At 69.0% G+C, this 26,644-nt stretch carries 27 protein-coding genes; 11 read left to right on the forward strand and 16 right to left on the reverse strand.

Annotated elements, in window-relative coordinates:
- Window positions 1-20: 20 nt before the first annotated feature.
- From O4N75_RS03060 to O4N75_RS03075, 4 genes are all read right to left on the reverse strand, one after another.
- Window positions 21-1,502, reverse strand: a complete 1,482-nt coding sequence (locus O4N75_RS03060) for an MFS transporter (protein ID WP_269627916.1) — start codon at window positions 1,500-1,502, stop codon at window positions 21-23.
- Window positions 1,503-1,614: 112 nt separating this feature from the next.
- Window positions 1,615-3,147 carry an MFS transporter gene (locus O4N75_RS03065; protein WP_269627917.1) on the reverse strand — a complete coding sequence of 511 codons (1,533 nt, stop codon included), beginning with the start codon at window positions 3,145-3,147 and terminating at the stop codon, window positions 1,615-1,617.
- 22 nt (window positions 3,148-3,169) lie between these two features.
- Window positions 3,170-4,669 carry an MFS transporter gene (locus O4N75_RS03070; RefSeq protein WP_269627918.1) on the reverse strand — a complete coding sequence of 500 codons (1,500 nt, stop codon included), beginning with the start codon at window positions 4,667-4,669 and terminating at the stop codon, window positions 3,170-3,172.
- 354 nt (window positions 4,670-5,023) lie between these two features.
- A complete protein-coding gene (locus O4N75_RS03075; RefSeq protein ID WP_269627919.1) occupies window positions 5,024-6,004 on the reverse strand; it encodes an NAD(P)H-quinone oxidoreductase in 981 nt (326 codons plus the stop codon).
- A 77-nt stretch (window positions 6,005-6,081) separates the two neighbouring features.
- On the opposite strand from O4N75_RS03075, the gene O4N75_RS03080 reads away from it, so the two are divergent.
- Both O4N75_RS03080 and O4N75_RS03085 read left to right on the forward strand, forming a co-directional pair.
- Window positions 6,082-6,285 carry a DUF1192 domain-containing protein gene (locus tag O4N75_RS03080; protein WP_267232414.1) on the forward strand — a complete coding sequence of 68 codons (204 nt, stop codon included), beginning with the start codon at window positions 6,082-6,084 and terminating at the stop codon, window positions 6,283-6,285.
- A 136-nt stretch (window positions 6,286-6,421) separates the two neighbouring features.
- Complete coding sequence (locus O4N75_RS03085; RefSeq protein WP_269627920.1) at window positions 6,422-6,928, forward strand: DUF1465 family protein; 507 nt, start codon at window positions 6,422-6,424, stop codon at window positions 6,926-6,928.
- A gap of 242 nt (window positions 6,929-7,170) precedes the next feature.
- Here O4N75_RS03085 and rpmE read toward each other — a convergent pair whose 3' ends face one another.
- Window positions 7,171-7,395, reverse strand: a complete 225-nt coding sequence (gene rpmE / locus O4N75_RS03090; protein WP_056017645.1) for a 50S ribosomal protein L31 — start codon at window positions 7,393-7,395, stop codon at window positions 7,171-7,173.
- Window positions 7,396-7,514: 119 nt separating this feature from the next.
- On the opposite strand from rpmE, the gene O4N75_RS03095 reads away from it, so the two are divergent.
- Window positions 7,515-9,365, forward strand: a complete 1,851-nt coding sequence (locus tag O4N75_RS03095; protein WP_269627923.1) for an ABC transporter transmembrane domain-containing protein — start codon at window positions 7,515-7,517, stop codon at window positions 9,363-9,365.
- A gap of 172 nt (window positions 9,366-9,537) precedes the next feature.
- On the opposite strand, the gene O4N75_RS03100 is transcribed toward O4N75_RS03095, so the two are convergent.
- From O4N75_RS03100 to thiE, 3 genes are all read right to left on the reverse strand, one after another.
- On the reverse strand, window positions 9,538-10,557 hold the full coding sequence (locus O4N75_RS03100; RefSeq protein ID WP_269627924.1) for a glycerophosphodiester phosphodiesterase: 1,020 nt from the start codon (window positions 10,555-10,557) through the stop codon (window positions 9,538-9,540).
- Window positions 10,558-10,602: 45 nt separating this feature from the next.
- Entirely contained in the window at window positions 10,603-11,397 is a 795-nt protein-coding gene (locus O4N75_RS03105; protein ID WP_269627925.1) for an inositol monophosphatase family protein, read from the reverse strand.
- Window positions 11,398-11,677: 280 nt separating this feature from the next.
- Window positions 11,678-12,325 (reverse strand): thiamine phosphate synthase, encoded by a 648-nt coding sequence (gene thiE, locus O4N75_RS03110; protein ID WP_269627926.1) that lies wholly within the window; start codon window positions 12,323-12,325, stop codon window positions 11,678-11,680.
- A 140-nt stretch (window positions 12,326-12,465) separates the two neighbouring features.
- Here thiE and O4N75_RS03115 point away from each other — a divergent pair, with 140 nt between their 5' ends.
- From O4N75_RS03115 to O4N75_RS03125, 3 genes are all read left to right on the forward strand, one after another.
- Window positions 12,466-12,651: a (2Fe-2S)-binding protein gene (locus O4N75_RS03115; RefSeq protein WP_267232422.1), complete on the forward strand. Its 186-nt coding sequence runs from the start codon at window positions 12,466-12,468 to the stop codon at window positions 12,649-12,651.
- Between the two features lie 120 nt (window positions 12,652-12,771).
- A complete protein-coding gene (bfr, locus tag O4N75_RS03120; protein ID WP_269627927.1) occupies window positions 12,772-13,263 on the forward strand; it encodes a bacterioferritin in 492 nt (163 codons plus the stop codon).
- A gap of 178 nt (window positions 13,264-13,441) precedes the next feature.
- Window positions 13,442-15,103 (forward strand): MFS transporter, encoded by a 1,662-nt coding sequence (locus tag O4N75_RS03125; RefSeq protein ID WP_269627928.1) that lies wholly within the window; start codon window positions 13,442-13,444, stop codon window positions 15,101-15,103.
- On the opposite strand, the gene O4N75_RS03130 is transcribed toward O4N75_RS03125, so the two are convergent.
- The 4 genes from O4N75_RS03130 to gap form a co-directional block, all read right to left on the reverse strand.
- Window positions 15,100-15,402: a hypothetical protein gene (locus O4N75_RS03130; RefSeq protein WP_269627929.1), complete on the reverse strand. Its 303-nt coding sequence runs from the start codon at window positions 15,400-15,402 to the stop codon at window positions 15,100-15,102. The genes O4N75_RS03125 and O4N75_RS03130 overlap by 4 nt on opposite strands.
- A 58-nt stretch (window positions 15,403-15,460) precedes the next feature.
- Window positions 15,461-16,546 (reverse strand): class II fructose-bisphosphate aldolase, encoded by a 1,086-nt coding sequence (gene fba, locus O4N75_RS03135; protein ID WP_267232427.1) that lies wholly within the window; start codon window positions 16,544-16,546, stop codon window positions 15,461-15,463.
- A 25-nt stretch (window positions 16,547-16,571) separates the two neighbouring features.
- The gene (locus tag O4N75_RS03140) at window positions 16,572-17,762 is read right to left on the reverse strand and encodes a phosphoglycerate kinase (RefSeq protein ID WP_269627930.1); all 1,191 of its coding nucleotides are present in this window, start codon (window positions 17,760-17,762) and stop codon (window positions 16,572-16,574) included.
- A gap of 98 nt (window positions 17,763-17,860) precedes the next feature.
- Complete coding sequence (gap, locus tag O4N75_RS03145; protein WP_269627931.1) at window positions 17,861-18,868, reverse strand: type I glyceraldehyde-3-phosphate dehydrogenase; 1,008 nt, start codon at window positions 18,866-18,868, stop codon at window positions 17,861-17,863.
- Window positions 18,869-19,047: 179 nt separating this feature from the next.
- Here gap and O4N75_RS03150 point away from each other — a divergent pair, with 179 nt between their 5' ends.
- On the forward strand, window positions 19,048-19,881 hold the full coding sequence (locus O4N75_RS03150) for an MliC family protein (RefSeq protein WP_269627932.1): 834 nt from the start codon (window positions 19,048-19,050) through the stop codon (window positions 19,879-19,881).
- Here the strand turns inward: O4N75_RS03150 and purT are convergent, their stop codons facing one another.
- The gene (gene purT / locus O4N75_RS03155; protein WP_269627933.1) at window positions 19,882-21,081 is read right to left on the reverse strand and encodes a formate-dependent phosphoribosylglycinamide formyltransferase; all 1,200 of its coding nucleotides are present in this window, start codon (window positions 21,079-21,081) and stop codon (window positions 19,882-19,884) included.
- 89 nt (window positions 21,082-21,170) lie between these two features.
- The gene (gene tkt / locus O4N75_RS03160; RefSeq protein WP_269627934.1) at window positions 21,171-23,141 is read right to left on the reverse strand and encodes a transketolase; all 1,971 of its coding nucleotides are present in this window, start codon (window positions 23,139-23,141) and stop codon (window positions 21,171-21,173) included.
- Between the two features lie 201 nt (window positions 23,142-23,342).
- Here tkt and O4N75_RS03165 point away from each other — a divergent pair, with 201 nt between their 5' ends.
- From O4N75_RS03165 to O4N75_RS03180, 4 genes are all read left to right on the forward strand, one after another.
- Entirely contained in the window at window positions 23,343-23,588 is a 246-nt protein-coding gene (locus tag O4N75_RS03165) for a hypothetical protein (RefSeq protein ID WP_269627935.1), read from the forward strand.
- A gap of 5 nt (window positions 23,589-23,593) precedes the next feature.
- A complete protein-coding gene (locus O4N75_RS03170; RefSeq protein WP_183771446.1) occupies window positions 23,594-23,920 on the forward strand; it encodes a cell division protein ZapA in 327 nt (108 codons plus the stop codon).
- Between the two features lie 384 nt (window positions 23,921-24,304).
- Window positions 24,305-24,880 (forward strand): 5-formyltetrahydrofolate cyclo-ligase, encoded by a 576-nt coding sequence (locus O4N75_RS03175; protein ID WP_269627936.1) that lies wholly within the window; start codon window positions 24,305-24,307, stop codon window positions 24,878-24,880.
- 6 nt (window positions 24,881-24,886) lie between these two features.
- Window positions 24,887-25,723, forward strand: coding sequence for a TIGR00282 family metallophosphoesterase (locus O4N75_RS03180; RefSeq protein ID WP_269627937.1), 837 nt, complete (start codon window positions 24,887-24,889; stop codon window positions 25,721-25,723).
- Here O4N75_RS03180 and O4N75_RS03185 read toward each other — a convergent pair.
- Both O4N75_RS03185 and O4N75_RS03190 read right to left on the reverse strand, forming a co-directional pair.
- Window positions 25,720-26,301, reverse strand: a complete 582-nt coding sequence (locus tag O4N75_RS03185; RefSeq protein WP_269627938.1) for a hypothetical protein — start codon at window positions 26,299-26,301, stop codon at window positions 25,720-25,722. The two genes, O4N75_RS03180 and O4N75_RS03185, sit on opposite strands and share 4 nt — an antisense overlap.
- 102 nt (window positions 26,302-26,403) lie before the next feature.
- Window positions 26,404-26,604 carry a 4-oxalocrotonate tautomerase family protein gene (locus O4N75_RS03190; protein WP_269627939.1) on the reverse strand — a complete coding sequence of 67 codons (201 nt, stop codon included), beginning with the start codon at window positions 26,602-26,604 and terminating at the stop codon, window positions 26,404-26,406.
- Between the last annotated feature and the right edge of the window lie 40 nt (window positions 26,605-26,644).

Raw genomic sequence — 26,644 nt, forward strand, 5'->3', positions numbered from 1 at the left:
GGGCGAGGGAAGGGGGCGTCTCAACCGGCGCTGGCGATCACCGGTTCGGCCTGGGGCGGATGGGCCGCGTCGCCGACGGTCTGCTCGCCGGCCAGCGCCGCCACGTTGCGCTCATGGGTCTCGCGGTCGATGCGGTAGAACACCAGCACCAGGATCGAGAGCATGTTCATTCCGAAGGTGATCGGCAGGTAGATCAGCGCCAGATGGCGCATGACCTCGGGGCCGACGGATCCGGCCGGGGCATGGGTCGGAAAGGCCACGAAGGTCAGCAGCAGGCCGCTCAGGAACACGCCGATGCCGGCGGTGAACTTGGGCAGCAGGCCGTTGGCGGCGAACAATAGGCCTTCTGAGCGTACGCCCGTGCGAACGGCGGCGTCCTCGACGATGTCGGCGATCATCGAGGAGATGATGATGTAGCCGGCGATGGCCAGGGTGGTGGCGATGAAGGCGTCGACCCACAGGATGGCGAACACCCAAGGCGAATGGTTCGGCGGCATCAGGTGAAGCAGCCGCAGCAGGATCGGAGCCGAGGCGGTGACCGTCGAGACGCTGAACAGTCCGAGCATCGCGGCCTTCTTGCCGAACGCCTTCGAGGCTGGAGCGGCGATCGCCACGCCCGAGACCGAGGCCAGCACCGAGGCCAGGGCCAGCATCGAGATGTTGGCGGCGCTGAGCCCCCAGAACTCCAGATAGAAGTACTGGCTCAGCGCATTGGTCATGCCCGCCGCCACGCCGGAGCAGAGGCCGGAGGTCATGACCACCACCAGCGAGCGGTTCGACAGCGTGCCGCCGATCTCGCGCAGCAATTGGGGCAGGCTCGCCTGCCGTTCGGGCGGAGCGGCCAGTTGCGGGACGTGTCGGTGCGTGCCGATGGCCGAGACCAGGATCGAGGCGGCCATCACCAGCCCGGCCAGGATCCCGTACTGAGCGTAGCCGTCCCGATTGAGGATCCCGCCGTTCTCCGGGCTCAGGAAGACCTGGTAGAGCACCACGTTCATCCCGAAGCCGCCGATCACCCCGAAGAAGAACCGGTAGCTGAACAGGCTGGTGCGCTGGTCATAGTCGGAGGTCAGCTCAGGGGCCAGGGCCTGGCTCGGCACCTCGTAGAGGCTGACGCAGATCCGTAGCAGCACCAGCATCCCGATCAGGTACAGGCCGATGCTCTGCGGCGGCCAGTCGGCCGGCGAGTTCCAGAAGCCGATGCAGGCGGCCGCCACCAGCGGGGCGGCGGCGTACATCAGCGGATGGCGGCGGCCCCAGCGGGTGCGCAGCTTGTCCGACCACTGGCCGATCGCCGGGTCGATGAAGGCGTCGAGGATCAGGGTGGCCATGATCGCCGTGCCGACCCACAGGGCCGGCAGGCCGATCACCCGGTTGAGATAGGGCTGCAGCACCGCCGAGGAGAGGCCGAGCGTGGCGACCCCGAAGGCCACCGAGCCGAAGCCGTAGAACACCTTCGAACTGACGCTCAGACGCCCGTCCGCCGCTTGGGCCTCGCCCATGCCGTCCTCCCTGACCAGAGGGCCGCGATCTTCGCCGCGGACGCCGCTGGTTCGAATATTCGGTACGACCGGGGCGCTGGCAAGCGCCTAATCGTCAGGGCAGGGGGGCGGCTCAGGCCTTGGGCGCGACCGGGCTCAGGTCGCCGGCGGGCCCGGCGGCTGCGGGCGAGGCTCCCTCGATCTGCGCGTCGGTGGTGCGGGTTTCGAGCGCGCCCTGCTGCAGCTTGCGCAGGTTCTCCTCGTGGGTGGTCTTGTCGATCCGGTAGAGGAACAGGCAGGTGATGGCGACCGCGTAGAAGCCGCCGATGGTCGGCAGGTAGATGAGCGCCAGGTTGCGCAGCAGGTCCGGATCCACCTGGCCCGGCTTGGCGCCCTGCGGGAAAGCGACATAGGCCAGCAGCACGCCGGAGACGAACACCCCGACGCCCGAGACGATCTTCTTGAACAGGTTGTCGGCCGAGAACAGTAGGCCCTCGGAGCGGCGGCCGGTCTTGACCTCGCTGTCCTCGACGACGTCGGCGATCATCGACTGCAGCATGATCCCGGTCATGATCGCCATGGCGCCGTTGGCCATGAAGTCGATGATCAGGATGCCGAACAGCAGGTTGGTGCCATTCTCCGGCATCACCCCGAGGATGCGCAGGCCGATCGGCAGCAGCAGGGCGATCACCGCCCCGAAGAACATGGTGATGGCCGCCATCCGTTTGCCGAGCTTGGCCGAGACCTTCGGGGCCAGGGTCACGCCGATGACGCTGGCCACCACGCCGGTGACGGTCAGCACCGCCAGCTGGCCCTGAGTCAGGCCCCAGAAGTAGAGATTGAAATAGAGCTCCAGCGCGGTCTTCAGGCCGAGCGAGACGTTCATGAACATGCCCGAGATGGTCAGGGCCACGAACGAGCGGTTGTTGAGGGTCGAGGCCACTTCGCCCAGCATCGCCCGCACCGTCACCTTCCGCTTCGGCGGCTGGCGCAGATAGGGGATCTGGTGGTGGGTCGCCCGCGACGAGATCAGGATGATCGTGAAGATCGTGATCGCCGCGACGATCGAATAGGTCTGCCAGCCGTCGCGCGACAGCAGGCCGCCGGTGCCGTCCGCGTTCTTCTTGAGGAACACCTGATAGACCAGCAGCTGCATGATCAGCCCGCCGGCCACGCCGCAGAATGAACGGATCGCGATCATGCTGGTGCGCTGGTCGTAGTCCTGGGTCAGCTCGGCCAGCAGCGCCGTCGAGGGCAGTTCGAAGAAGGTGTCGAACAGCCGGATGGTCAGCAGGCAGACCAGCATGTAGCCGAACAGCGCCTCCTCCTCCCAGCCGACCGGCGGGTTCCAGATCATGTAGAAGGCGATCGCGACCGGCAGGGCCGCGGCGTACATGAACGGGTGGCGCCGGCCCCATTTGCTGCGGGTGTTGTCCGAGATCTGCCCGACCATCGGGTCGACGAAGGCGTCGAAGATCAGCGCGATCATGATCGCGGTCGACACCATGGCCGGCGGCAGGCCGACCACCTGGTTGTAGAACAGCAGCAGGAAGGTCGTGATGCCGCGCTGCTTGATGATGTTGGCGGCGGCGCCCAGGCCATAGAGCGCCTTGGTCCGGAAAGTGATCGGCGGGCGTGGCGGCAGGCCGGCGGCGGCGTCGGTCATGTCGTGGAATCCAGGACTGGTGTCAGGCTTTGGAGGGTTGCGGCGATGCGGCCGGGGGCTCGGGCGCAGGTTCAGGCTCAAGCGCCTGGCCCGGGGCGCCGGATCGCGCGGCGGCCAGCTTGCGGAGGTTGTCCTCGTGCTTGGCCTTGTCGATGTTGAAGAAGCTGAGGCTGACGATGCCCAGGCCGAACAGCACCCCGATCACCGGCAGGTAGATCAGGCCCATATTGTGGATGATCTCCGGGTCGACCTGGCCGCGCTTGGCGTTCTCGGGAAAGGCGATCGCCGCCAGCACCGCGCCAGAGATGAACACCCCGACGCCGGAGACCAGCTTCTTGAACAGGTTGTCGGCGCTCATCAGCAGGCCTTCGGACCGGCGGCCGGTCTTGACCTCGGCGTCCTCGATGACGTCGGCGACGAGCGAGACCAGCAGCACCCCGGTGCCGCCCGCCAGCGCGGTGTTGATCACCGTCTCGACGATCAGCAGGCCATAGAGCAGCCCGGTGCCGTTGTCGGGCATGACGCCGACCAGGCGCGCGACGACCGGGCTGACCCCGACCAGCAGGGCGCTGGCGAACATCAGGATCGCGCCGTGCTTCTTGCCGATACGCTTGGCGATCTGCGGCGCGGCGACCACGCCCATCGCCGAGCCCACGACGCTGACGGTCACTAGCCCGGCCAGCTGCGACTGGCTGAGCTCCCAGAAATAGAGGCCGAAATAGATCTCCAGCGCGTTGCGGGCGCCGACGGCGATGGCGACGAACATTCCGGTGATGGTGGCGATGACGAAGGCGCGGTTGTTCAGCGTCGCGGCCACCTCGCGCGCCATCGCCCTGAAGGTGATTTTCCGGGTCGGAGCCTGGCGCAGATAAGGGATCTGGTTCTGGGTGCCGGCGGTCGACAGCAGGATGCAGGTGAAGATCAGCAGCGCGGCGCAGAGCGAGTAGGCGAAGTAGCCGTCGCGGGCCAGCACCCCGCCCGTGCCGTCCGGGTTCTCCTTCAGGAACACCTGGTAGGCCAGCACCGTCATGCCCAGCCCGCCGATCACCGCGAACAGCATGCGCAGCGAGATCAGCTTGGTGCGCTCGTCGTAGTCCTTGGCCAGTTCGGGGGCGAGGGTGGAGTGCGGCAGCTCGAAGAAGGTGTCGAACAGTCGCACGGTCAGCAGGCAGGCCAGCAGATAGGCCACCATCTGCCCGTCGCTGAGGCCGGCGGGCGGGTTCCACAGCAGGTAGAACGCCACCGAGACCGGGATCGCCGCGGCGTACATGAACGGGTGACGGCGGCCGAGACGGGATTTGAAGTTGTCGGAGATCTGGCCGACCAGCGGATCGACGATGGCGTCGAACACCAGGGCGATCATCAGGACGAAGGTCACCGTCGTCGGCGGCAGCCCCACGACCTGATTGTAGAACAGCATCAGGAAGGTCGAGAGCCCGCGCAGCTTCACGGCGTTGGCGACGGCGCCGACGGCGTAGAACAGCTTGGTGGTCAGGCTCAGGGGCGGTCGGGAGTCGGTCATGGGCGGGCGACCACACCTTGGACGCTTAGGCCTTCGGCGCGCGCGAAAGTGCTCGGCTTGGATGGGCCGTCGACCAATTGTTCCTCCCGCCGCGCGATCAATGTTGCGCGGCCGCCATTATGGGGAGGCCAAACCACAGCCTTGAAGCTGCGGCGCGGCGCTCACGATCAATTGGTCAAATCGTGAGGGACAGCTTTCCTATCGTCAACGCATTTCGTGGCTGCAATCTGGCGCCTTGCCGTTACCTGGCAGGGACTTGGCGCGGCGCCGGTTTTTCGCGACCGGCGTTCTGCAAAAGTTCATGGCGGCGGCCCATCCCCAGCCCGCCGCCATGCCGTATCCTAGAAATACAGATCAGTCGGCGGCGATCAGCATCACCTTGCCGACATGCGCGCCGCCTTCGAGATAGGCGTGGGCGGCGCCCGCCTCGACCAGCGGGAAGGTCTTGTCGATCTGCGGCTTCAGCTGACCGGCGGCGATCCACGGCCAGACGGTCTGCTCGACCGCCGCCGCCAGCCGGGCCTTTTCGTCGGCGTCGCGCGGGCGCAGGGTCGAGCCGGTGACCACCGCTCGCTTCATCATCAGCCGGAAGATCGGCAGCGCCACCTCGCCGCCGCCTTGGGCGGCGATGAACACGATCCGCCCGCCGGTCTTCAGGGCGTCGAGGCCCTTCGCGAAATAGTCGCCCCCGACCATGTCGAGGATCACGTCGACGCCGCCCTCGGCCTTGGCGACCTCGGCGAAGTCCTGGGTGGTCACGTCGACGCTGACGTCGGCGCCCAGCTTCAGGGCCTCGGCGGCCTTGCCGGCGCCGCGGCCGGTGGCGATCACCTTGGCCCCGGCGGCCTTGGCCATCTGTATCGCCGTTGTCCCGATCCCGGACGTCGCGCCATGGACCATCAGCGTCTCGCCGGCCTTCAGGGCGCCGTGCTCGAACACGTTGGCGAAGACGGTGAACACGGTCTCGGGCAGGGCCGCGGCTTCCAGCGCGCTCAGGCCCGGTGGAATCGGCAGGGCGTGGCGCGCGTCGACCACGGCGTATTGCGCATAGCCGCCGCCGCCGAGCAGGGCGCAGACCTTGTCGCCGGCCTTCCAGCGGCCGGCCCCGACCAGCACCTCGCCGGCGACCTCCAGGCCGAGCGTCTCGGGCGCGCCGGGCGGGGGCGGATAGGCGCCGATGCGTTGCGCCAGGTCGGGACGGTTCACGCCCGCGGCCTCGACCTTGATGAGGATCTGCCCCGGGCCCGGCTGCGGCCGGGCGATGGTCTGCGCCTTGAGGTTTTCCGCAGGTCCTCGCCCGCCCTCCACAGCGATGGCGGTCATGGTCTCAGTCACAGGGGCGCCCTCCGGCAGGTTTTCAGCGTAGTCTCCCAGATAGACGCCGATACGGATCTGGCAATGGGAGGTCTTCGATGGATGAACCGGTAAACACCCGAGTCCAGCGCGGCCAGCGGCTGGCCGAGGCGATGCGCGAGGACCTTGAACTCTACGGCGTGGCCGAGCTCGAGGACCGGATCGCCGCCCTGCAGGAGGAGATCGACAGGTGCCGTGCCCAGATTGAGCGCAAGCGCTTGGGCCGGGCGGCGGCCGACTCGCTATTCTCAAGGCCAAGCTGATCTGCGCTTTACGGATAACCGAACGTAAACGCGGGTCATCGATAACGGGTGTCGACGTCTGGCATGGGGGTTGCACACCTCCGCCGCCGAAGCCGCAGACACCTGCGGGCGAGGATATTAGAGGCTGAGTGCTGTCATGATCGAAGGGTTTGCGCCGAGCGGCGCCTGGCGGGCTGACGTGATCGCCGACTTTGCGCGATCCGAGCTGTTCGACCGCACCTTCCAGGAAGGCATGGACCTGGTCGAAGAGACCGCCGGCTACCTGGACGGCTCGGGCCGACAGGAATCCAAGCTGCTCTCGCGCAGCGCCGCCTTGGCCTATGCCGCCGAAAGCATGCGGCTCACCACCCGGCTGATGCAGGTGGCCTCCTGGCTGCTGGTGCAGCGCGCCGTGCGCGAAGGCGACATGCCGCCGGAAAGCGCCCGCGAGGAACGCTACCGCCTGGGCGCCGAGGACATTTGCCGGGGCGCCACCGTCGAGGATCTGCCGGCTGGCCTGCTGATGCTTCTCGACCGCTCCGAGCGGCTCTATGAGCGCGTCCGCCACCTGGACCGGCGCATGTACATCGAAGAGACCGAGCCGGAGGACGCCAACCCGGTGCTGTCCCAGTTCGGCCGCCTGCAGGCCGCCTTCGGGGCCTAGCGCTAGCTGTCATCCCGGTTTGCGAAGCAAGACCGGGACCCATTCGCGCCTGGCTATCGGAAGCGCGCGGGGCCGTCCTGCGAGATCCGGTGTTCACGGGGCCCGGACAGTCGCTGCGCGACTTCCGGGATGACAGCCAAGGAGCCTTGTTCATGCACAGCAAAAAACGCCGCGCGGGCTGCGCGGCGTTTTCGTATCTGCTCGCGGAGTGCGGTGGGCGCGCGCCAGGCGCGCCGCAGGCCTTACTTGCGGGTGAAGGCGCCGAACTTGGCGTTGAAGCGCGACACGCGGCCGCCGCGGTCCAGAAGCGTCTGGTTGCCGCCGGTCCACGCCGGGTGCGTCTTCGGGTCGATGTCGAGGTTCAGGGTCGCGCCTTCTTTCCCGTAGGTCGAACGGGTCTGATAGCTGGAACCGTCGGTCATCACGACCGTGATGAAATGATAGTCCGGGTGGGTGTCTTGTTTCATCGCGAGGGCAACCGACGTAAAGGAGCGGCAGAAAGTTCACGGTCCGCCGCAAGGGCGGGCGCGAAGGAAGCCGCGCGTATACAGGAAAAGGCGCGGTAAGAGCAAGGGCGCTAGTTTCCATGAGTGATTTGGCCGCCGAGGCCCCGGTCGACGGACGGCCCAGCGCCGGCGCCGCCATGGCGCAGGATCTGAGCGAGGCCGCCAAGCGCCGGACCCGCAGCCGCAACGTCGGGGCCCTGCGCGCCCTGGCGCCGTATCTTGCCCGGCACAAGGCCGACACCGCCTGGGCGGGCCTGTTCCTGCTGACCGCGGCGGCCTCGACCCTGGGGCTCTCCGGCGCGGTGCGGATGCTGGTCGACCACCTGACCGCGCCCGGCGCGACCGACGCCAGCGTCGCGCCGCGCTTCTGGCTGATCGGCGGCGTGGCCCTGGCGCTCGCCGCCTCCAGCGCCCTGCGCTACTTCTTCGTCACCAAGCTGGGCGAGCGGATCACCGCCGACCTGCGCAAGGCCGCCTACAGCCACATCCTGACCCTCGACCAGCCGTTCTTCGCCAAGACCCGCACGGGCGAGGTGCTGTCGCGCCTGACCACCGACATCCAGATCGTCGAGAGCCTGCTCTCGACCTCGATCTCGGTGGCGCTGCGCAACCTGCTGACCCTGATCGGCGCCCTGGTGCTGCTGGTCATCGTCAGTCCGAAGCTGACCGGCCTGGTGGTCGGCCTGTTCCCGTTCGTGCTCGCGCCGCTGTTCCTCTACGGCAAGCGGGTCCGCAAGCTGACCACCTCGACCCAGGACCAATTCGCCGCCGCCGTCGGCCATGCCGGCGAAACCCTCGACGCCCTGGAGACCGTCCAGGCGTTCGGGCGCGAGGCCGCCGGCGCGGCGGTCTTCGGCGAGGCGGTCGAAACCTCGTTCCGCACCTCGCTGCGCCGGATGACCGCGCGGGCGATCATGACCGCCCTGGTCATCGGCCTGGTGTTCGGCGGCGTCGTCTTCATCTTCTGGCTCGGCGTCCACGCCGGCCTGCGCGGGGAGATGACCTGGGGGGCGCTGTTCCAGTTCGCCTTCCTGGCGGTGATGGCCGCCGGCTCGGTCGGGGCGCTCGGCGAGACCTGGGGCGACGTCCAGAAGGCCGCCGGGGCCATGGAGCGGATCTCCGAGTTGTTCGCCGCCACGCCCGCCATCGCCGCCCCCGCCCACCCCAAGGCGCTGCCGCAGCCGGCCCGCGGGGAGATCGCCTTCGAAGACGTGCGCTTCGCCTATCCGACCCGCCCGGACGCCCTGGCGCTCGACGGTTTCTCGCTGAACGTCGCGCCGGGCGAGACCGTCGCCCTGGTCGGTCCCTCGGGCTCGGGCAAGAGCACCGTCTTCCGGCTGCTGCTGCGCTTCTATGATCCCACCAGCGGGACCATCCGCCTCGACGGCGTCGACCTGCGCGACGCCGACCCGGCGCAGGTCCGCGCCCGCATGGCGTTGGTCTCCCAAGACTCGCCGCTGTTCTCCGGCTCGCCGGCCGACAACATCCGCTTCGGGCGGCTGGACGCCAGCCCCGAGGAGGTGCGCGCCGTCGCCCGCGCGGCCCAGGCCGAGAGCTTCCTCGACGCCCTGCCGCAGGGCTTCGACACCCCGCTCGGCGACCGCGCCCGCAGCCTCTCGGGCGGCCAGCGCCAGCGGCTGGCCATCGCCCGCGCCCTGATCCGCGACACCCCGATCCTGCTGCTCGACGAGGCCACCAGCGCCCTCGACGCCGAGAACGAGCGCCTGGTCCAGCGCGCGCTCGAGGACGCCATGGTCGGCCACACCACCCTGGTCATCGCGCACCGCCTGGCCACCGTGCTCAAGGCCGACCGCATCGTGGTCATGGACGCCGGCAAGGTGGTCGAACAGGGCACCCATGCTGAGCTGCTGTCCCAGGCCGGCCTCTACGCCCGCCTGGCGGCCCTGCAGTTCGGCGACGTGGCGGCGTAGTCGGCCTTCTCAATGTGTCATCCCGGTTTCGGCGCAGCCGAAGACCGGGACCCATTCGCGCTGGCCCAGTCGGGCATCTCACGGCGGCGCCGCGCACAGCATGGGCCATCAGGTGTTCATGGGTCCCGGACCAGCGCTGCGCGCTTTCCGGGATGACACTATTAGAGCATCGCTATCCCCGCGCCTTCACCGCCAGCCCCGGGAAGTCGCTGAACACCCCCTGGACCCCGGCGGCGTAGAGCGCCTTGAACACCGCCTGCACGTCGCCGTGCGCGGCCGGGTCCTGGCCCTTGCGCAAGGCCTGCGGCAGGAACCGGTTCTCGGCGCGCACCGTCCAGGGGTGGACCTGCAGGCCCAGGGCCCGGGCCTCGGCGACCAGGCCGGTCGGCTGGCCCAGCACGCCGTCCTTGGTCGGAACCACCAGCGACCAGTCGGGGCCGACGCCATGGGCGTAGCTCGCGATCCGCTTGAGACCCTCGGAGCTCACCATCTCGGGCCGGTCGGCGCCGACCAGCTGCACCAGCTTGGCCTGCGACATGGCCTGGAAGTTGCGCAGCGATTCCGGCTCGAAGCTCTGCACGAACACCAGGTCGTGGACGCCGCCCAGGTTGTTGCGGGTCAGCGCCTCGGCCAGCCGCCGCTCGATCGGCAGGTGGATGCTGGCGAAATAGGCTGGGTGCTTCATCTCCGGATAGATCCCGATCGGCCGCCCGCAGCAGGCGCTCTGCTGGCGGGCCAGGTCGATCACCTCCTGGAAGGTCGGGATGGCGTCCAGGCCGTCGAACTTGGCGCTCTTGGGGCGCAGCAGCGGCAGCCGCTCGCGGGCGCGCAGGGTCTTCAGCTCGTGGAGGGTGAAGTCCTCGGTGAACCAGCCCTCGATGCGCTCGCCGTCGATCACCTTGGCGGTCTTGCGGCTTGCGAACTGCGGATGGGCGGCGACGTCCGTGGTGCCGGAGATCTCGTTCTCGTGGCGCACGACCAGATGGCCGTCCTGCGTCACCACCAGGTCCGGCTCGATGAAGTCCGCGCCTTGCTCGATGGCCAGCAGATAGGCCGCGCGGGTGTGTTCGGGCCGGTCGCCGCTGGCGCCGCGGTGGGCGATGACGATGGGCTTGCGGGCGTCGAAGGCCACGGCGGGGCTGGCCGCCAGGGCGGCGCTCGAAAGGGCGAAGGCGCGTCGGGTCAGGTCCATCGGGCGAGCTTAGCCGCCCAAGGTGACGCCCGCATCAAGCCAGAGTTAGGCGGCGGCCTTCAGCTTTTCGATCAGCAGCGGGTGCAGCTCGAGGTTGGCCGCGCAGATCGAGCCCGAGCCCATGATGTCGTCGCCGCCGTCGGCGTTGGTCACCTTGCCGCCGGCCTCGGTGATCATCAGCACGCCCGCGGCCATGTCCCACGGCTTCAGGTCCCGCTCCCAGAAGCCGTCCAGGCGGCCGGCCGCGACATAGGCCAAGTCCAGCGAGGCCGCGCCGAAGCGGCGCACGCCGGCGACCCGCTGGCTGATCTGGTGCAGTTCTTTCAGGAACCGGGCGTGCTGGCCGTGGCCCAGGAACGGGATGCCGGTGCCCAGCACCGACTCGTCCAGGTGCTTGCGGCCGGCGACGCGCAGACGCTTGTCGTTGACGAAGCAGCCCTTGCCCTTCTCGGCCCAGAACAGCTCGTTGGTGACCGGGTTGTAGGTCACCGCCGCGACCACCGCGCCCTCGCGCTCCAGGGCGATGTTGATCGCGAAGTGGGGGATGGCGTGCAGGAAGTTGGTGGTGCCGTCCAGCGGGTCGACGATCCAGGTGTGGGTCTTGTCGGTGCCCTCGACCAGGCCGCGCTCCTCGCCGAGGAAGCTGTAGCCGGGACGCGCCTTTTCCAGCGCCTCGAACACGGTCTGCTCGGCCTTGATGTCGGCGGCCGAGACGAAGTCGGCCGGCGCCTTGCGCGAGACCTGCAGCTCGGACAGTTCGCCGAAGTCGCGGTTGAGGCCGCGGGCCGCCTTGCGGGCGGCGTCGGACATGACTTTCAGCAGGGCGGATTGGGTCGACACGGGGAGATCCAGTTCTGGGCGCCAGACGTGCGCCATCGCGCCGGAAAGGCGAGGAATTTCGAGCGGCGGAACCTAGTGGGACGAGGGCTCTAAAGCAAGGATCGTGGAAGATGGGCCGCGCCTGGCGCGCTCCACCGGTGTCATCCCGGAAAGCCCGCAGGGCTTGTCCGGGACCCATTCGCGCCTGACGCGCCGCATGGGGCTAGGCCTCGGAGCGTCCTGTCCGATCCGGTGTTCATGGGGCCCGGTATTGCTGCGCAAACCGGGATGACACTTGAGGTCAGCCGCGCGCCGCCACCCCGCGGGCGATCGCCGCGTTCAGCGCCTGCACCGCCGCGGCCGGGCCCTGCGGGTGGTTCCAGACCCCGGCCGAAACGGCCAGGAAGTCTGCGCCGGCCTTGGCCAGCCCTTCGGCGTTGTCGGCGGTGATCCCGCCGATGGCCACGCAGGGAACCTCCATGGTCTCCTGCCAGATGGTCAGGATCTCCGGCTCGGCCCGGGTCGGGGCGTCCTTGGTCGTGGTCGGGAAGAAGGCCCCGAACGCCACATAGTCGGCGCCGGCCTCGGCCGCCTCCATCGCCAGGTGGCGGCTGTCGTGGCAGGTCACCCCGATCATCGCCTCTCGGCCCATGATCTTGCGGGCCTCGGCATAGGGCGTGTCGGACTGGCCGACATGCACCCCGTCGCAGCCGAGCCGCGCGGCCAGGTCCGGCCGGTCGTTGAGGATCACCGCCACGCCTCGGGCCTGGGCGATCGGCGTCAGCACGTCGACGGCGGCGGCGATGGTCATGTCGTCCGCGTCCTTGAGCCGGATCTGCAGGGCCGCCACGTCGCCGGCGTCCAGCGCATGGGCCAGCGTGCGGCCGAACGCGGCCAGGTCGTCGATCTTCGGCGGGGTGATCAGATAGAGGCGGCATTCGGCGGTCATGGCCGCCTTACTAGCCGCGCCGGCGTCCAGCGACAAACGGCCGCGCGTCGCACCCCTGGCGGAGTCGGTCCAAGAGTTGCAAATGAGTTGCAACGACGTTCGCATTTGGTACAAAGGCTCGTCGTCGGGAGTAAGTCGCCTTGTACGTCTGCAATTGTAACGGCATCCGCGAGCGCGAAGTGCGCGCCGCGATCGAAGCGGGGGCCACGCGCCCGGCCGAGGTCTTCCGGGCCTGCGATTCCCAGGCTCAATGCGCCCGCTGCGTCTGCGACATGCGCAAGATGATCGGCGAACACGGCGAGGCGCTGCGCTACGCGGCCGAATAGGTTTCGCGACGGTCCGCGCAGGCCTGCGAACGAAACGCGGAATCACTTGCAAACATAGGCTTTGACTAAAATCGCCCCGGGGAAGAGTTTGCCCCTCGAAGTGGATTCGAGGAGGTGCTCATGAAGGGCGACAAAGCGATCATCCGGCGGCTGAACGCGGTGCTCACCAATGAGCTGACCGCGGTGAACCAGTATTTCCTGCATGCGCGCATGTACCAGGACTGGGGCTACGCCCGCCTGGGCAAGATCACCTACGATGAATCCATCGGCGAGATGAAGCACGCCGACAAGCTCATCAAGCGCATCCTGTTCCTCGAGGGCCTGCCCAACCTGCAGGACCTGCACAAGCTGAAGATCGGCGAGACGGTGCCCGAATGCCTGGCGGCGGACCTCGCCGTCGAGGTCGGCGGCCGCGTCGACCAGATCGAAGGTATCCGCGAGTGCGAGGCCACCGGCGACTACGCCACCCGCGAGATTCTGCGCGAAATCCTCAGCGACACTGAGGAGCACATCGACTTCCTCGAGACCCAGCTGAACCTGGTCCGCACCCTCGGCGAGCAGAACTACCTGCAGAGCGCGCTGGGCGAACTCGAAGGCGGCGAGGGACACTAAGCTCCCCGCGCCGTGTCATCCCCGAAAGCGGCCTGATCTGGCCGCGCCGCGTCAATGGATCCCGGTCTTCGACGGCTGCGCCGACGAAACCGGGATGACACGCTGTTTGCGCTGCTCGGCACGGCTTCCCGCCACTTCAAAACCCGCTAGGCTCCCTCCAACGATAAGGGGGAAGCGAATGACCGAAGCGGTCGCGGGCGACGGCGTCGTCACGAAGAGGAAGAACCGCCTGGTGATCGGTGCGGCCTCGGCCGGCACGGTCTTCGAGTGGTACGACTTCTACCTCTACGGCTCGCTGGCCGGCTTCATCACCCAGCACTTCTTCTCGGGCGTCAACGAGACCACCGGCTACATCTTCGCCCTGCTGGCCTTCGCCGCGGGCTTCGCGGTGCGTCCGTTCGGGGCCATCGTCTTCGGCCGCCTGGGCGACCTCTGGGGCCGCAAGAACACCTTCCTGGTGACCATGCTGCTGATGGGGCTGTCGACCTTCGCGGTCGGCCTGCTGCCCGGCTACGACCAGATCGGCGTCGCCGCGCCGGCGCTGCTGATCGTCATGCGGCTGATCCAGGGCCTGGCGCTCGGCGGCGAGTACGGCGGGGCGGCCACCTACGTCGCCGAGCACGCTCCGCCCGGCAAGCGCGGGCTCTACACCAGCTGGATCCAGACCACCGCGACGCTCGGCCTGTTCCTCAGCCTGGTGGTCATCCTGGCCGTCCGCTCGCTGACCGGCGAGGAGGTGTTCAAGGCCTGGGCCTGGCGCATCCCGTTCCTGGTCTCGGCGATCCTGCTGGCCGTCTCGCTGTGGATCCGCCTGAAGCTCAACGAGAGCCCGGTGTTCCAGAAGATGGTCGACGAGGGCAAGACCTCGAAGAAGCCGCTGGCCGAGTCGTTCGGCCAGTGGTCGAACCTCAAGGTGGTGCTGCTGGCCCTGGTCGGGCTCACCGCCGGCCAGGCGGTGGTCTGGTACACCGGCCAGTTCTACGCCCTGTTCTTCCTGGAGAAGACGCTGAAGGTCGACGGGCCGCTGACCAACACCCTGGTCGCTTTCGCCCTGATCCTCGGCACCCCGTTCTTCGTCGTGTTCGGCTGGCTGTCGGACAAGATCGGCCGCAAGCCGATCATCCTGACCGGCTGCCTGCTGGCGGCCCTGACCTACTTCCCGATCTTCAAGGCCCTGACCGAGGCGGCCAATCCGGCGCTGGCCCACGCCAGCGCCCGCGCGCCGGTGGTGGTGATCGCCGAGCCGGCGACCTGCCACGTCCAGTTCGACCCGGTCGGCAAGCAGGTGTTCACCAGCGGCTGCGACGTCGCCCGCGCGGCCCTGGCCAACGCCGGGGTCTCCTACGAGGCCGTCGACTCGACCGCCAAGTCCGAAGGCGCCTTCGTGATGGTCGGCGAGCGCGGGCTCGCCGGCCTCGACGCCACGGGCATGAGCACCGCGCAGTTCAAGGCCGCCCGCGACGTATGGGTCAAGGACCTCAACGCCATCCTGCACGAGGCCGGCTATCCGCCCAAGGCCGACCCGAAGCAGGTGAACAAGCCAATGGTCGTGGGGCTGCTGTTCCTGCTGATGCTGTACGTGACCATGGTCTACGGCCCTGTCGCCGCGGCCCTGGTCGAGATGTTCCCGGCCCGCATCCGCTACACTTCGATGAGCCTGCCCTACCACATCGGCAACGGCTGGTTCGGCGGCTTCCTGCCGACCACCGCCTTCGCCATGGTGGCGGCGACCGGCAACATCTATTTCGGGCTCTGGTATCCGATCGTCATCGCCGCGGCGACGGCGGTCATCGGCTTCCTGTTCGTGCGCGAGATGCGCGGGGCGAACGTCGATGACTAGCGCGGCCGGCCCCCGCCCGGCTTGTTGATGTCGTACGGCTCGTCATAGCCGTGGCGGGCTGAATAGAAGGCCAGCCACATCAGTCCGCCGGTCAGGCCGCCCACCGCGACCAGGCCGGCGACGACGAAGACCAGCACCTGGCCCAGGCCCTCCCAGCCGTAGCCGAGGCGCGAACTGGCGTAGAGCGTCCAGCCGCCCAGCGCGGCGACCGCCGCCAGGGCGGCCAGCAGGGCGATCATGGTCCAGAGCCGGCGCATGTCCCAGCAATCGCCGGCGCGGCGCAAGGTTCCGCCGGACACGCAAAAGCCGCCGCCTCGGGCGAGGCGGCGGCTCTGCGGATCGTCTATGCCGGTCGGTCTATTCGGCCGCCTGGCGGGCGACGCCGATCTTCGGGGCCAGTTCGCCCGAGGCGTAGCGCTTGGCCATCTCCGACAGCGGGATCGCCTTGATCGAGCTGGCGTGGCCGGCGGTGCCGAACTCCTCGAAGCGCTGGACGCAGACCTTGCGCATGGCTTCCTTGGCCGGCTTCAGGTAGCTGCGCGGGTCGAACTCGCCCGGCTTCTCGGCGAACAGCTTGCGGATCGCGCCGGTGATGGCCATCCGGTTGTCGGTGTCGATGTTGATCTTGCGCACGCCATGCTTGATGCCGCGCTGGATCTCTTCGACCGGCACGCCCCAGGTCTGAGGCATCTCGCCGCCGTACTGGTTGATGATGTCCTGCAGGTCCTGCGGCACCGACGAGGAGCCGTGCATCACCAGGTGAGTGTTGGGCAGGCGGCGATGGATCTCTTCGATCACGTTCATCGCCAGGACGTCGCCGTCCGGCTTGCGGGTGAACTTGTAGGCGCCGTGGCTGGTGCCCATGGCGATGGCCAGGGCGTCGACCTCGGTGGCCTTCACGAACTCGACCGCCTGGTCGGGGTCGGTCAGCAGCTGGTCGTGGCCCAGCTTGCCCTCGAAGCCGTGGCCGTCTTCCTTCTCGCCCATGCCGGTTTCCAGGCTGCCCAGCACGCCGAGCTCGCCCTCGACCGAGGCGCCGACCCAGTGGGCCATGTTCACGACGTTGCGGGTGACCTCGACGTTATAGTCGTAGTCGGCCGGGGTCTTGCCGTCGGCCTTCAGCGAGCCGTCCATCATCACCGAGGTGAAGCCGTACTGGATCGCGGTGGCGCAGGTGGCTTCGTTGTTGCCGTGGTCCTGGTGCATGCAGATCGGAATGTGCGGATACATTTCCGCCATCGCGTCGATCAGGTGCTTCAGCACGATGTCGTTGGCGTAGGAACGGGCCCCGCGCGAGGCCTGCATGATCACCGGCGAGTCGGTGGCCTGCGCGGCCTCCATGATCGCCAGCGCCTGTTCCATGTTGTTGATGTTGAACGCCGGGACCCCGTAGCCGTGCTCGGCCGCGTGATCCAGAAGCTGTCTCAAAGTAACCCGGGCCATGCCCTGCCCTCCGTAGTTCTAAAGTTTAATTGGTCAGGGCCGCCACTCCGGGCAGCTCCTTGCCTTCCATCCATTCAAGAAACGCGCCGCCCGCCGTCGAAACGAACGTGAAATCGTCGGCGCGGCCCGCCGCGTTGAGAGCGGCGACTGTATCACCGCCGCCGGCCACGGCCACCAGCTTGCCGGCCTTGGCCAAATCGGCCGCATGCTTGGCCGCCGCCATGGTGGCGACGTCGAACGGCGGCACCTCGAACACGCCCAACGGGCCGTTCCAGATCAGGGTGGCCGAGACGTCCATCGCCGCGATCAGTTTGGCCAGGGTCTTGGGGCCGGCGTCCAGGATGCGGTCGCCGCCTTGGATGTCGGTCAGTTCGCGCACGTTCGAGGCGACGCCCGGCTTCACCTCTTCGGCGGTCACCACGTCGATCGGCAGCAGCAGTTCGCAGCCGGCCTTCTTGGCGCTATCCATGATCTCGCGGGCGGTGTCGGCCAGGTCGTGCTCGCAGAGCGAGGCGCCGACGTCGATCCCTTGCGCGGCCAGGAAGGTGTTGGCCATGCCGCCGCCGATCGACAGGCGGTCCAGCTTGGTCACCAGGTTGTTCAAGAGGTCGAGCTTGGTCGAGACCTTCGAGCCGCCGACGATGCCCAGCACCGGGCGCTTGGGCGCGCCGAGCGCGGCCTCCAGGGCGTCCAGCTCGCGGCGCATCTGCTCGCCGGCATAGGCCGGCAGCAGGCGGGCGACGCCTTCGGTCGAAGCGTGGGCGCGGTGCGCGGCCGAGAAGGCGTCGTTGACATAGAGGTCGCCGTTGGCGGCCAGCGCCCCCGCGAACTCCGGATCGTTCTTTTCCTCGCCCGGGTGGAAGCGGACGTTCTCCAGCAGCAGGACGTCGCCGTTCTTCAAGCCGTCGACCGCGGCCTTGGCGGCCTCGCCGACGCAGTCGGTCGCGAACGCCACCGGGGCGCCCAGCAGGTCGGCCAGCGGCTGGGCCAGGGGCTTCAGGCTCATTTCGGGAACGACCTTGCCCTTGGGCCGGTCAAAATGGGCCAGCAGGATCACCTTGGCGCCGCCGGCGCGCAGCTTGGCGATGGTCGGCAGGATGGCCCGCAGGCGGGTGTCGTCGGTGACCTTGCCCTCGGCCATGGGGACGTTGATGTCCACGCGGACCAGGGCGCGCTGGCCGGCCAGGTCGGCGTCGTCGAGAGTCTTGAAGGCCATCAAATATCTCCGTGCGCCCCGGCGCAGGCCGGGGTGCTGACAGGTCAGGAATGCGGAACGGGCGCCTTCCGGCTGGAAGGCGCCCGTCGCTAAGGATCTTAGATCAGCTTCGCGAGCGCGATGGCGGTGTCGCTCATGCGGGTCGAGAAGCCCCACTCGTTGTCGTACCACGACAGCACGCGGCCGAGGGTGCCGTCGATCACCTGGGTCTGGGCCAGGGCCGCGGTCGACGAGGCGGCTTCGTGGTTGAAGTCGATCGACACCAGCGGCTCGTTGGTCACGGCCAGCACGCCCTTCAGCGGGCCGTTGGCGGCGGCGGTCAGCGCCTCGTTGATCTCTTCCTTGGTGATCTTGCGGCCGGCGACCCAGGTCAGGTCCACGACCGAGACGTTCGGGGTCGGGACGCGGATCGACGAGCCGTCCAGCTTGCCCTGCAGTTCCGGGATCACCAGGCCCAGGGCCTTGGCGGCGCCGGTCGAGGTCGGGATCATGGACATCGCCGCGGCGCGGGCGCGGTAGAGGTCCTTGTGCATGGTGTCCAGCGTCGGCTGGTCGCCGGTGTAGGAGTGGATGGTGGTCATGTAGCCGCGCTCGATGCCGGCCAGCTCGTGCAGGACCTTGGCGACCGGCGCCAGGCAGTTGGTGGTGCACGAGGCGTTCGAGATGACCAGGTCGTCCTTGGTCAGGGTGTCGTGGTTGACGCCGTAGACGATGGTCTTGTCGGCGTTGTCGCACGGGGCCGAGACGATCACGCGCTTGGCGCCGGCTTCCAGGTGGGCCGAGGCCTTTTCCTTGGTGGTGAACAGGCCGGTGCACTCGAGCGCGATGTCGACGCCCAGGTCCTTGTGCGGCAGGTCCTTCGGATCGCGGATCGCGGTGACCTTGATCGGGCCGAAGCCGACGTCGATGGTGTCGCCGGCGACGGTCACGGCGCCGGGGAAGCGGCCATGGACGCTGTCGTAGCGCAGCAGGTGGGCGTTGGTCTCGACCGGGCCCAGGTCGTTGATCGCGACGACCTCGATGTCCTTGCGTCCATGCTCGACGATCGAGCGCAGGACCAGCCTGCCGATACGGCCGAACCCATTGATGGCGACGCGAACGGTCATCGAAAACTCCTGAGCCAATTGATTTGGGGCGGTTCTTGAGGCCGGGGGGGCGGGAGTCAAGCCCGGGGCGGTCAAGTCTCGCTACAATGCGTTGCCGATATCGTTGTCAAACACCGGTCCGGGAACGCGAACGCCGGTCGCGCGCTATGGCCAAGCCGAACAGCAGAGGGAACTTCGGAGTGGCGAATCTTCAGTATCTGGCCGCCGCGGCGGTGATGGCCGGTCTTGGCCTGGCGGCCTGCAGCAAGCCGGCGGAACAGGCCCAGGCCCCGGCCAAGGCGGCGCCGGCCGCGCCGGTGATCACCTATGCCTGCGACGACGGGCGCACCGTGCGGGCCAGCTATCCCGACACCGACACCGCGGTGGTCGAGATCGACGGCAAGCGCCGCACCCTGAAGATCGCCATCTCGGCTAGCGGCGCGCGCTACACCGGCGACGGCTATCAGTGGTGGACGAAGGGCATGACCCAGGGGCAGCTCAGCCCGTTGGCCGCCGGCGAGGACATCGCCAGCGCCCCCGGCGTAAACTGCAAGGCGCCCGAGCCGGCCGCCGCCCCGGTCGCGCCGCCGCCGCCCGGCAGCCCCGGCGGCCTGCCCGACGACAAGACCCCGATCTCCGAGGGCCCGATCACCCCCGAAAGCGCCCAGGGCGCGGCCAACGTCGTGCAGACCTATTACGCGCTGATCGGCGAGCAGAAGTACGCCGAGGCCTGGAAGCTCTGGAGCGACGGCGGCAAGGCCAGCGGCCAGACCGCCCAGGCCTTCGCCGCGGGTTTCGACAAGTATGCGAGCTACAACGCCGAGATCGGCGCGCCCGGCGACATCGAGGGCGCGGCGGGCTCGCTCTATGTCGAGGTGCCGGTGGTCATCTACGGCCAGCTGAAAACCGGCGAGGCGGTCCACATGAAGGGCGACGTGCGCCTGCGCCGGGTCAACAACGTGCCCGGCTCCAGCGACGAACAGCGCAAGTGGCATATCGCCGAGGCGGCGCTGAAGCCTTCGCCGGGCGGTTGATCAGCCCTTGACCGGCTTGACCAGGGCGGCGGCCTCGCGCGCCCGCTCGCGGGCTTGGTCGACGTCGGCGCCGCGGGCCAGGGCGACGCCCATGCGGCGGCGCTCGAAGCTCTCGGGCTTGCCGAACAGGCGCAGGTCCGCAGCCGGCACGCGCAGGGCTTCGGCGACGCCTTCGAAAGCGATGGCCTGGGCCTCCATGCCGCCATAGATCACCGCACTGGCGCCCGGCTCGCGCAGGGCGACGTCGGTCGGCAGGCCGAGGATGGCGCGGGCGTGGAGGGCGAACTCGCTGAGGTACTGGGTGGCCAGCGTGACCAGGCCGGTGTCGTGCGGCCGCGGGCTGACCTCCGAGAACCAGACCTCGTCGCCGCGCACGAACAGCTCGACCCCGAAGATGCCCAGGCCGCCCAGCTCGCCGGTGACCTTGGCGGCGATGTCCTGGGCGCTGGCCAGCGCGGCCGGGCTCATCGCCTGCGGCTGCCAGCTCTCGACATAGTCGCCCTTGACCTGGCGGTGGCCGATCGGGGCGCAGAAGCTGGTCGCGATCTGCCCGTCGGCGCCCTTGGAGCGCACGGTCAGCAGGGTGATCTCAAAGTCGAACTCGATCTTGCCCTCGACGATCACGCGGGGCTGTTCGACCCGGCCGCCCTCCAGGGCGTAGCGCCAGGCCGCGGCGATGCCCTCGGGGCCCTCGACATAGGACTGGCCCTTGCCCGACGACGACATCACCGGCTTCACGAAGCAGGGGAAGCCGGCGACCTTGGCCGCGCCCTCCGCCAGCTCGGCCTCCGAGGAGGCGAAAGCGTAGGGCGAGGTGGCCAGGGAAAGGGTCTCGGCGGCCAGTCGGCGGATGCCCTCACGGTTCATGGTCAGCTGGGCGGCGCGGGCGGTCGGGATGACGGTCGCCACGCCCTCGGCCTCCAGCTTGACCAGCTCGTCGGTAGCGATGGCCTCGATCTCGGGCACGATCAGGTGCGGGCATTCGGCCAGCACCAGGGCGCGCAGGGCCACGGGGTCGGTCATGGCGATGACGTGGCTGCGGTGGGCCACCTGCATGGCCGGGGCGCCGGCGTAGCGGTCGACGGCGATGACCTCGCAGCCGAGCCGCTGCAGCTCGATGGCGACTTCCTTGCCGAGCTCGCCCGAGCCCAGCAGCATGACCCTGACGGCCGACGGCGAGAGCGGGGTTCCGAGACGCATGCGGGCCATCCTGGCAGGTAGTTGGAGATCAGCCGCGAAAACCTGCCGATAGGCTTCCGCGGCTGACGATGGAGGCGGGCCGGCCCAGCTTAGCCGAGCTTGGCCTTCGCGGCGGCGGCGACGGCTTCGGCGGTGATGCCGAATTCCTTGTACAGGCGGTCGGCCGGCGCGCTGGCGCCCCAGCCGTGCATGCCGACGAAGACGCCGTTTTCACCGATGAACCGCTCCCAGCCGAAGCTGGCCGCCGCCTCGACGGCGACGCGCACCGGCGCCTTGCCGATGGTCGCCTGCCGATAGGCTTCCGGTTGGGCGTCGAACAGTTCCCAGCAGGGGGTGGAGACGACGCGGGTCGGAACGCCCTCGGCTTCCAGCAGGCCCTGGGCCGCGACGGCGATCGAGACTTCGGTGCCCGAGGCGAAGATGGTCACCTTGGCTTCGCCGCTGGCGGCCTTCAGCTCGTAGGCGCCCTTGGCCGAGAGGTTTTCCGGGGCGCTGTCGCGCACCGCCGGGACCTTCTGGCGCGACAGGGCCATGAACGCAGGGGTCTTCTTCGACTGCAGCGCGACCTTCCAGCACTCGGCGGTCTCCACCGCGTCGGCCGGGCGGAAGACGTTGAGGTTGGGCATGGCGCGCATGCTGGCCAGGTGCTCGATCGGCTGGTGGGTCGGGCCGTCCTCGCCGACGCCGATGGAGTCGTGGGTCATCACGTGGACCACCCGCACGCCCATCAGCGCGCCCAGGCGGATCGCCGGGCGGCTGTAGTCCGAGAACACCATGAACGCCCCGCCGTAGGGGATGACGCCGCCGTGCAGGGCCATGCCGTTCATCGCCGCAGCCATGCCGAACTCGCGCACGCCGTAGTTCACGTAGCGGCCGGCATAGTCGGGGGTGTCGAAGATCGCGGTGTTCTTGACGAATGTGTTGTTCGAGCCGGTCAGGTCGGCCGAACCGCCGACCATTTCCGGGATCGCCGGGAACAGCGCGTCCAGCGCCGAGCCCGAATGCTGGCGGGTGGCGGCGGCCGGCTTGGCGCTCGCGGCTTCGGCGATGTGGGCGTCCAGGCGTTCGAAGGCGTCCGCCGGCAGCTCGCCCTTGATGGCGCGGGTGAACTCGGCGGCGTGGTTCGAGGCGGCCAGGCGCTTTTCCCAGCCCTTGCGGTCCTTGGCGCCGCGGCGACCGGCCGAACGCCAGGGCTTCACGACCTCGTCCGGGATCGCGAACGCCTCGGCCGACCAGCCCATCTTGGCGCGGGTGGCGGCGATCTCGGTCGCGCCCAGGGCCGCGCCGTGGGTCTTGTGGTGACCTTCCATGGTCGCCGCGCCCTTGCCGATCTTGGTCTTGCAGGCGATCAGCGAGGGACGGTTCTGCTTGGTGGCCCAGGCCAGCGCCCGGCGGATCTGGCCGTAGTCGTGCCCGTCGATCGACTTCACCGCCCAGCCGGCGGCCTTGAAGCGGGCGACCTGGTCGCCGGTCTCGGCCAGCGACACCGCGCCGTCGATGGTCACGTCGTTGTCGTCCCAGAGAACGGTCAGCTTGTTCAGCTTCAGGCGGCCGGCCAGGCTGATCGCCTCATGGCTGACGCCCTCCATCAGGCAGCCGTCGCCGCAGATCACCCAGGTGCGGTGGTCGACTAGGTCGGCGCCGAAGCGGGCGGCCAGGTGACGCTCGGCCATCGCCATGCCGACGCTGGTGGCCAGGCCCTGGCCCAGCGGGCCGGTCGTGGTCTCGACGCCCGGGGTGTGGCCGTATTCGGGATGGCCGGCGGTGTTGGAGCCCCACTGGCGGAAGTTCTTGATCTGCTCCAGCGTCATCGCCTTGAAGCCGGTCAGGTGCAGCAGCGAGTAGAGCAGCATCGAGCCGTGGCCGGCCGACAGCACGAAGCGGTCGCGGTCAGCCCAGTCGGGCGCGCTGGCGTCGAACTTGAGGAACTTGCTCCACAGCACCGTGGCGACGTCGGCCATGCCCATCGGCATGCCGGGGTGTCCCGAGGCCGCCTGCTCGACGGCGTCCATCGAGAGCACGCGAATGGCGTCGGCCATGGTTTGCAGCGGTGCGGGCATTATCTGTTCCGGTGAGTCTGGCGGGGAAGAGTGCGGGAATTTGCGCGCGCCCCTCGCACGCGAGGCTTGCAGGGTCAAGGAAACGTCACGCCACAGTCCGGCTTTCGGCGCAAGGCCGACGCAGTCTATAGATTAACGGACACAGTTTCGGAGCGCGGGAATATGCGGGAGCCGGCGGGCGAAAGCCCTCTCGAGCAGGCCGTGAAACGGCTGGACCGGGCGATCTCTCAACTCGAGCAACGCCTTGCGGGCGGGGCCGGGCAGGGGGGCGGGGACCTGTTCGACCAAGGCGGCGGCCGGCTGGTGGCCGAGCTTGAAAAGGCCAAGGTGCGCGAGCGCGAGCTGGAGGAAGCCGGCGCCGAAGCCTCTGCGGCCCTGGGTCGCGCCATCGCCGAGATCAAGGCGGCGCTGGCCGGCGAACCTGCGCAAGAGACCGAGGAGGCGTAGAGGCCATGGCTCAGGTCAACATCACCGTCAACGGCCGCCCCTATGCGGTCGGCTGCGAGGACGGCCAGGAACACCACCTGCTGGAGCTGGCCCGGCTGTTCGACCGCCAGGTGCGCCAGGTGTCCGAGGACATGGGCCAGCTGGGCGAGACGCGGCTGTTCCTGATGGGCGCCCTGCTGCTGGCCGACGAACTTTCCGACCTGCGAGGCCGTCTCTCGGTGGTGCAGGCCGAACTCGCCCGCTTCCAGTCCGACCAGGCCCGGGTGGAGACCCGCGCCGTCGGCGCCCTGGAAAACGCCGCCAAGCGCATCGAAAAGCTGGCGCAGGGATAGTGAGTGTCATCCCGGTTTGCGAAGCAAGACCGGGACCCATGAACACCTGATCTCTCGGGAGAGTCCCAACCCAGCCCATTCCGCAATACGGCGCGAATGGGTCCCGGTCCTCGGCTGGGCCGAAACCGGGATGACAGCTTTTGGCGGTCCGCCCCGCTTGTTCCCGACGCCCCGCCGCCCTACCTTGGGTCCCGGCGGGTCATGCTGTGGCTCTCGTCGAAGGCAATCTATCCCAGAGACCTTAATTTCTTCGAAGGGATCTGTCCCTGCCTGGTCCCGTGGGGCCAGGCACTACGGAGCCCACCTGGTTAGCCAGGTCCGAGGGGATAAAACCGACCTTCACGGCTCTCGCGGCGCCGCCACCCTTCGCGCTAAGCTCGCGCGGTGAACCTTCCTCCTGACAAAACGAAACTTCGAAGCGTGCTGCGCAAGCGCCGGCGGGCCCTCGATGCGGCGCGGCCGGACGCCGCCCAGGCCGCCGCCGCGGCCTTGCCGCTCGACGCGCTGCCGGCCTTCGAGTGGTTCGCCAGCTACCATGCGGTGGGCTCCGAGCTCGATCCGGCCCCGCTGGCCGCGCGGCTGGTCAACGCCGGCGGCCGCCTGGCCCTGCCGGTGACGATGGCGGCCGACGCGCCGCTGATCTTCCGGGCCTGGCGGGCGGGCGATGCGCCGCAGACCGACGCCTTCGGCGTGCCGACGCCGCCGCCCGAGGCGCCGCAGGTGACGCCGAGCCTGGTGATCTGCCCGCTGCTGGCCTTCGACAAGGCCGGCGGTCGTCTGGGCCAGGGCGGCGGGCACTACGACCGCACCCTGGCGGCGTTGCGGGCGCGTGGTCCGGTGTTCGTGCTGGGCCTGGCCTATGCCGGCCAGGAGGTCGAGGCCCTGGTCATGGAGCCGCACGACCAAAGGCTGGACGCCATCCTCACGGAAAACGGGTATACGGAGGTCCGAAAGGACTAATTCCGCATGCGCTTTGCTTTCTTCGGGGACGTGGTCGGCCGGGCCGGCCGCGAGGGCCTCGCCGATCACCTGCCGCACCTGCGCCGCGCGCTGGGGCTCGAGTTCGTGATCATCAACGCCGAGAACGCGGCGGCCGGCTTCGGGATCACCGAGAGCACCGCGCGCGAACTGTTCGACGCCGGCGCCGACTGCCTGACCCTGGGCAACCACTCCTGGGACCAGAAGGAAGCGCTGACCTACATCGTGCGCGAACCGCGGCTGATCCGGCCGCTGAACTATCCGGTGCTGGCCGACGCGCCGGGCCGCGGCGCCAATCTGTTCGAGACGCGGGAAGGCAAGCGGATCGTAGTGATCAACCTGCTCGGCCGGGTGCACATGGATTCGCTCGACGACCCGTTCGCCGCCGTCGACCGCGAGCTGGACAAGGCCCCGCTGGGCATGGTCGCCGACGCTGTGGTGGTCGACATGCACGCCGAGGCGACCAGCGAGAAGATGGCCATGGGCCACTTCTGCGACGGCCGCGCCAGCCTGGTGGTGGGCACCCACACCCACGTGCCGACCGCCGACTGCCAGATCCTGCCGGGCGGCACCGCCTACCAGACCGACGCCGGCGCCTGCGCCGACTATGACAGCGTCATCGGCAACCAGAAGGAAGAGCCGCTGCGCCGGTTCACCACCCGCATCTCCGGAGGCCGCTACAAGCCTGCCGAGGGACCGGCGACGGTCTGCGGCGTGTTCGTCGAGACCGACGACTCCAGCGGCCTTGCGCGGCGGGTCGAGCCGATCCGCATCGGCGGCCGGCTCAGCCAGCAGGTGCCGCAGGTGGACCTGGCGAGCGCCTAGCGCGCCAGGCGCGGGCGCAGGGCGTCGAGCGTCAGCTTGCCGTCCTGGTCGGCGTCGAGGATCTCCAAACGCCGGCGGGCGGCCTTGGCCCATTCCTCGCTGCTGACCCGCTGGTTGAGGTCGGCGTCGGCGCCGCGCACCGGCTGGGCCTCGTTGATCAGCGAGAACCGAGCCGCCCCGACCCGCGGCTCGCGCTTGTCGGTCCGGCGCACGAGCGGACGCTTGCCGGGCGGGCCGCCGGGACCGAGGTCCATACGGGTGATCTCGGGCGCGATCTTGGTCTCGTAGGCGCTGTTCTCCGGGCCGTCGACCTGGCCGTCGTCGTCGGCGTCCAGCACCTTGAAGAAGCGCATGGCGTCGTCGCGGAACTCGGCCAGTGTCAGCGTCCCGTCCTTGTCGGCGTCGGCCGCGGCGAACCAGTCGGCCAGGCCGTCCTGCCCGCGGAACGGCTCGCCCGACGGGCTGAGGAACAGGCGCACGTGCTCGCCGGGACCGGCCGGGCCTCCCTGCGGCGGACCCGGCTGGGCGAGAGCAGGCGTGGCGGCGAGCAGCGCGGCGGCGATGGCGATACGAAGCATGAGAAACCCTTGCGCGCCCGTCCCGGCGCCGGGCGGTCTAGCTGGACCGGCGGTGCGGCCAAAGCGGGGCGCGCTTGTAACCGGCCTGAAACTCAGGGGAGCTCAGGGGGTCTTGCGGTCGCGCGCGGCGACGCTGATCCCGCCGCTCCCCCAGTTCTCGTGCGGCACCTCATCGATCACCACGAAGGTCGAGGCCGGGTTCTTGTTCAGCACCTTGACCAGCAGGTCGGTCGTCCCGGCGATCAGTTCGGCCTTCTGTTCTTCGGTGGCGCCGGCGGTGATGCGGATGTTGACGTAGGGCATGGGGGCTCCTGGCGGGTTGCAGGCCAGACTTAGGCCCGGC

It is taken from the genome of Phenylobacterium sp. NIBR 498073 (assembly GCF_027286305.1).
Classification (GTDB): domain Bacteria; phylum Pseudomonadota; class Alphaproteobacteria; order Caulobacterales; family Caulobacteraceae; genus Phenylobacterium.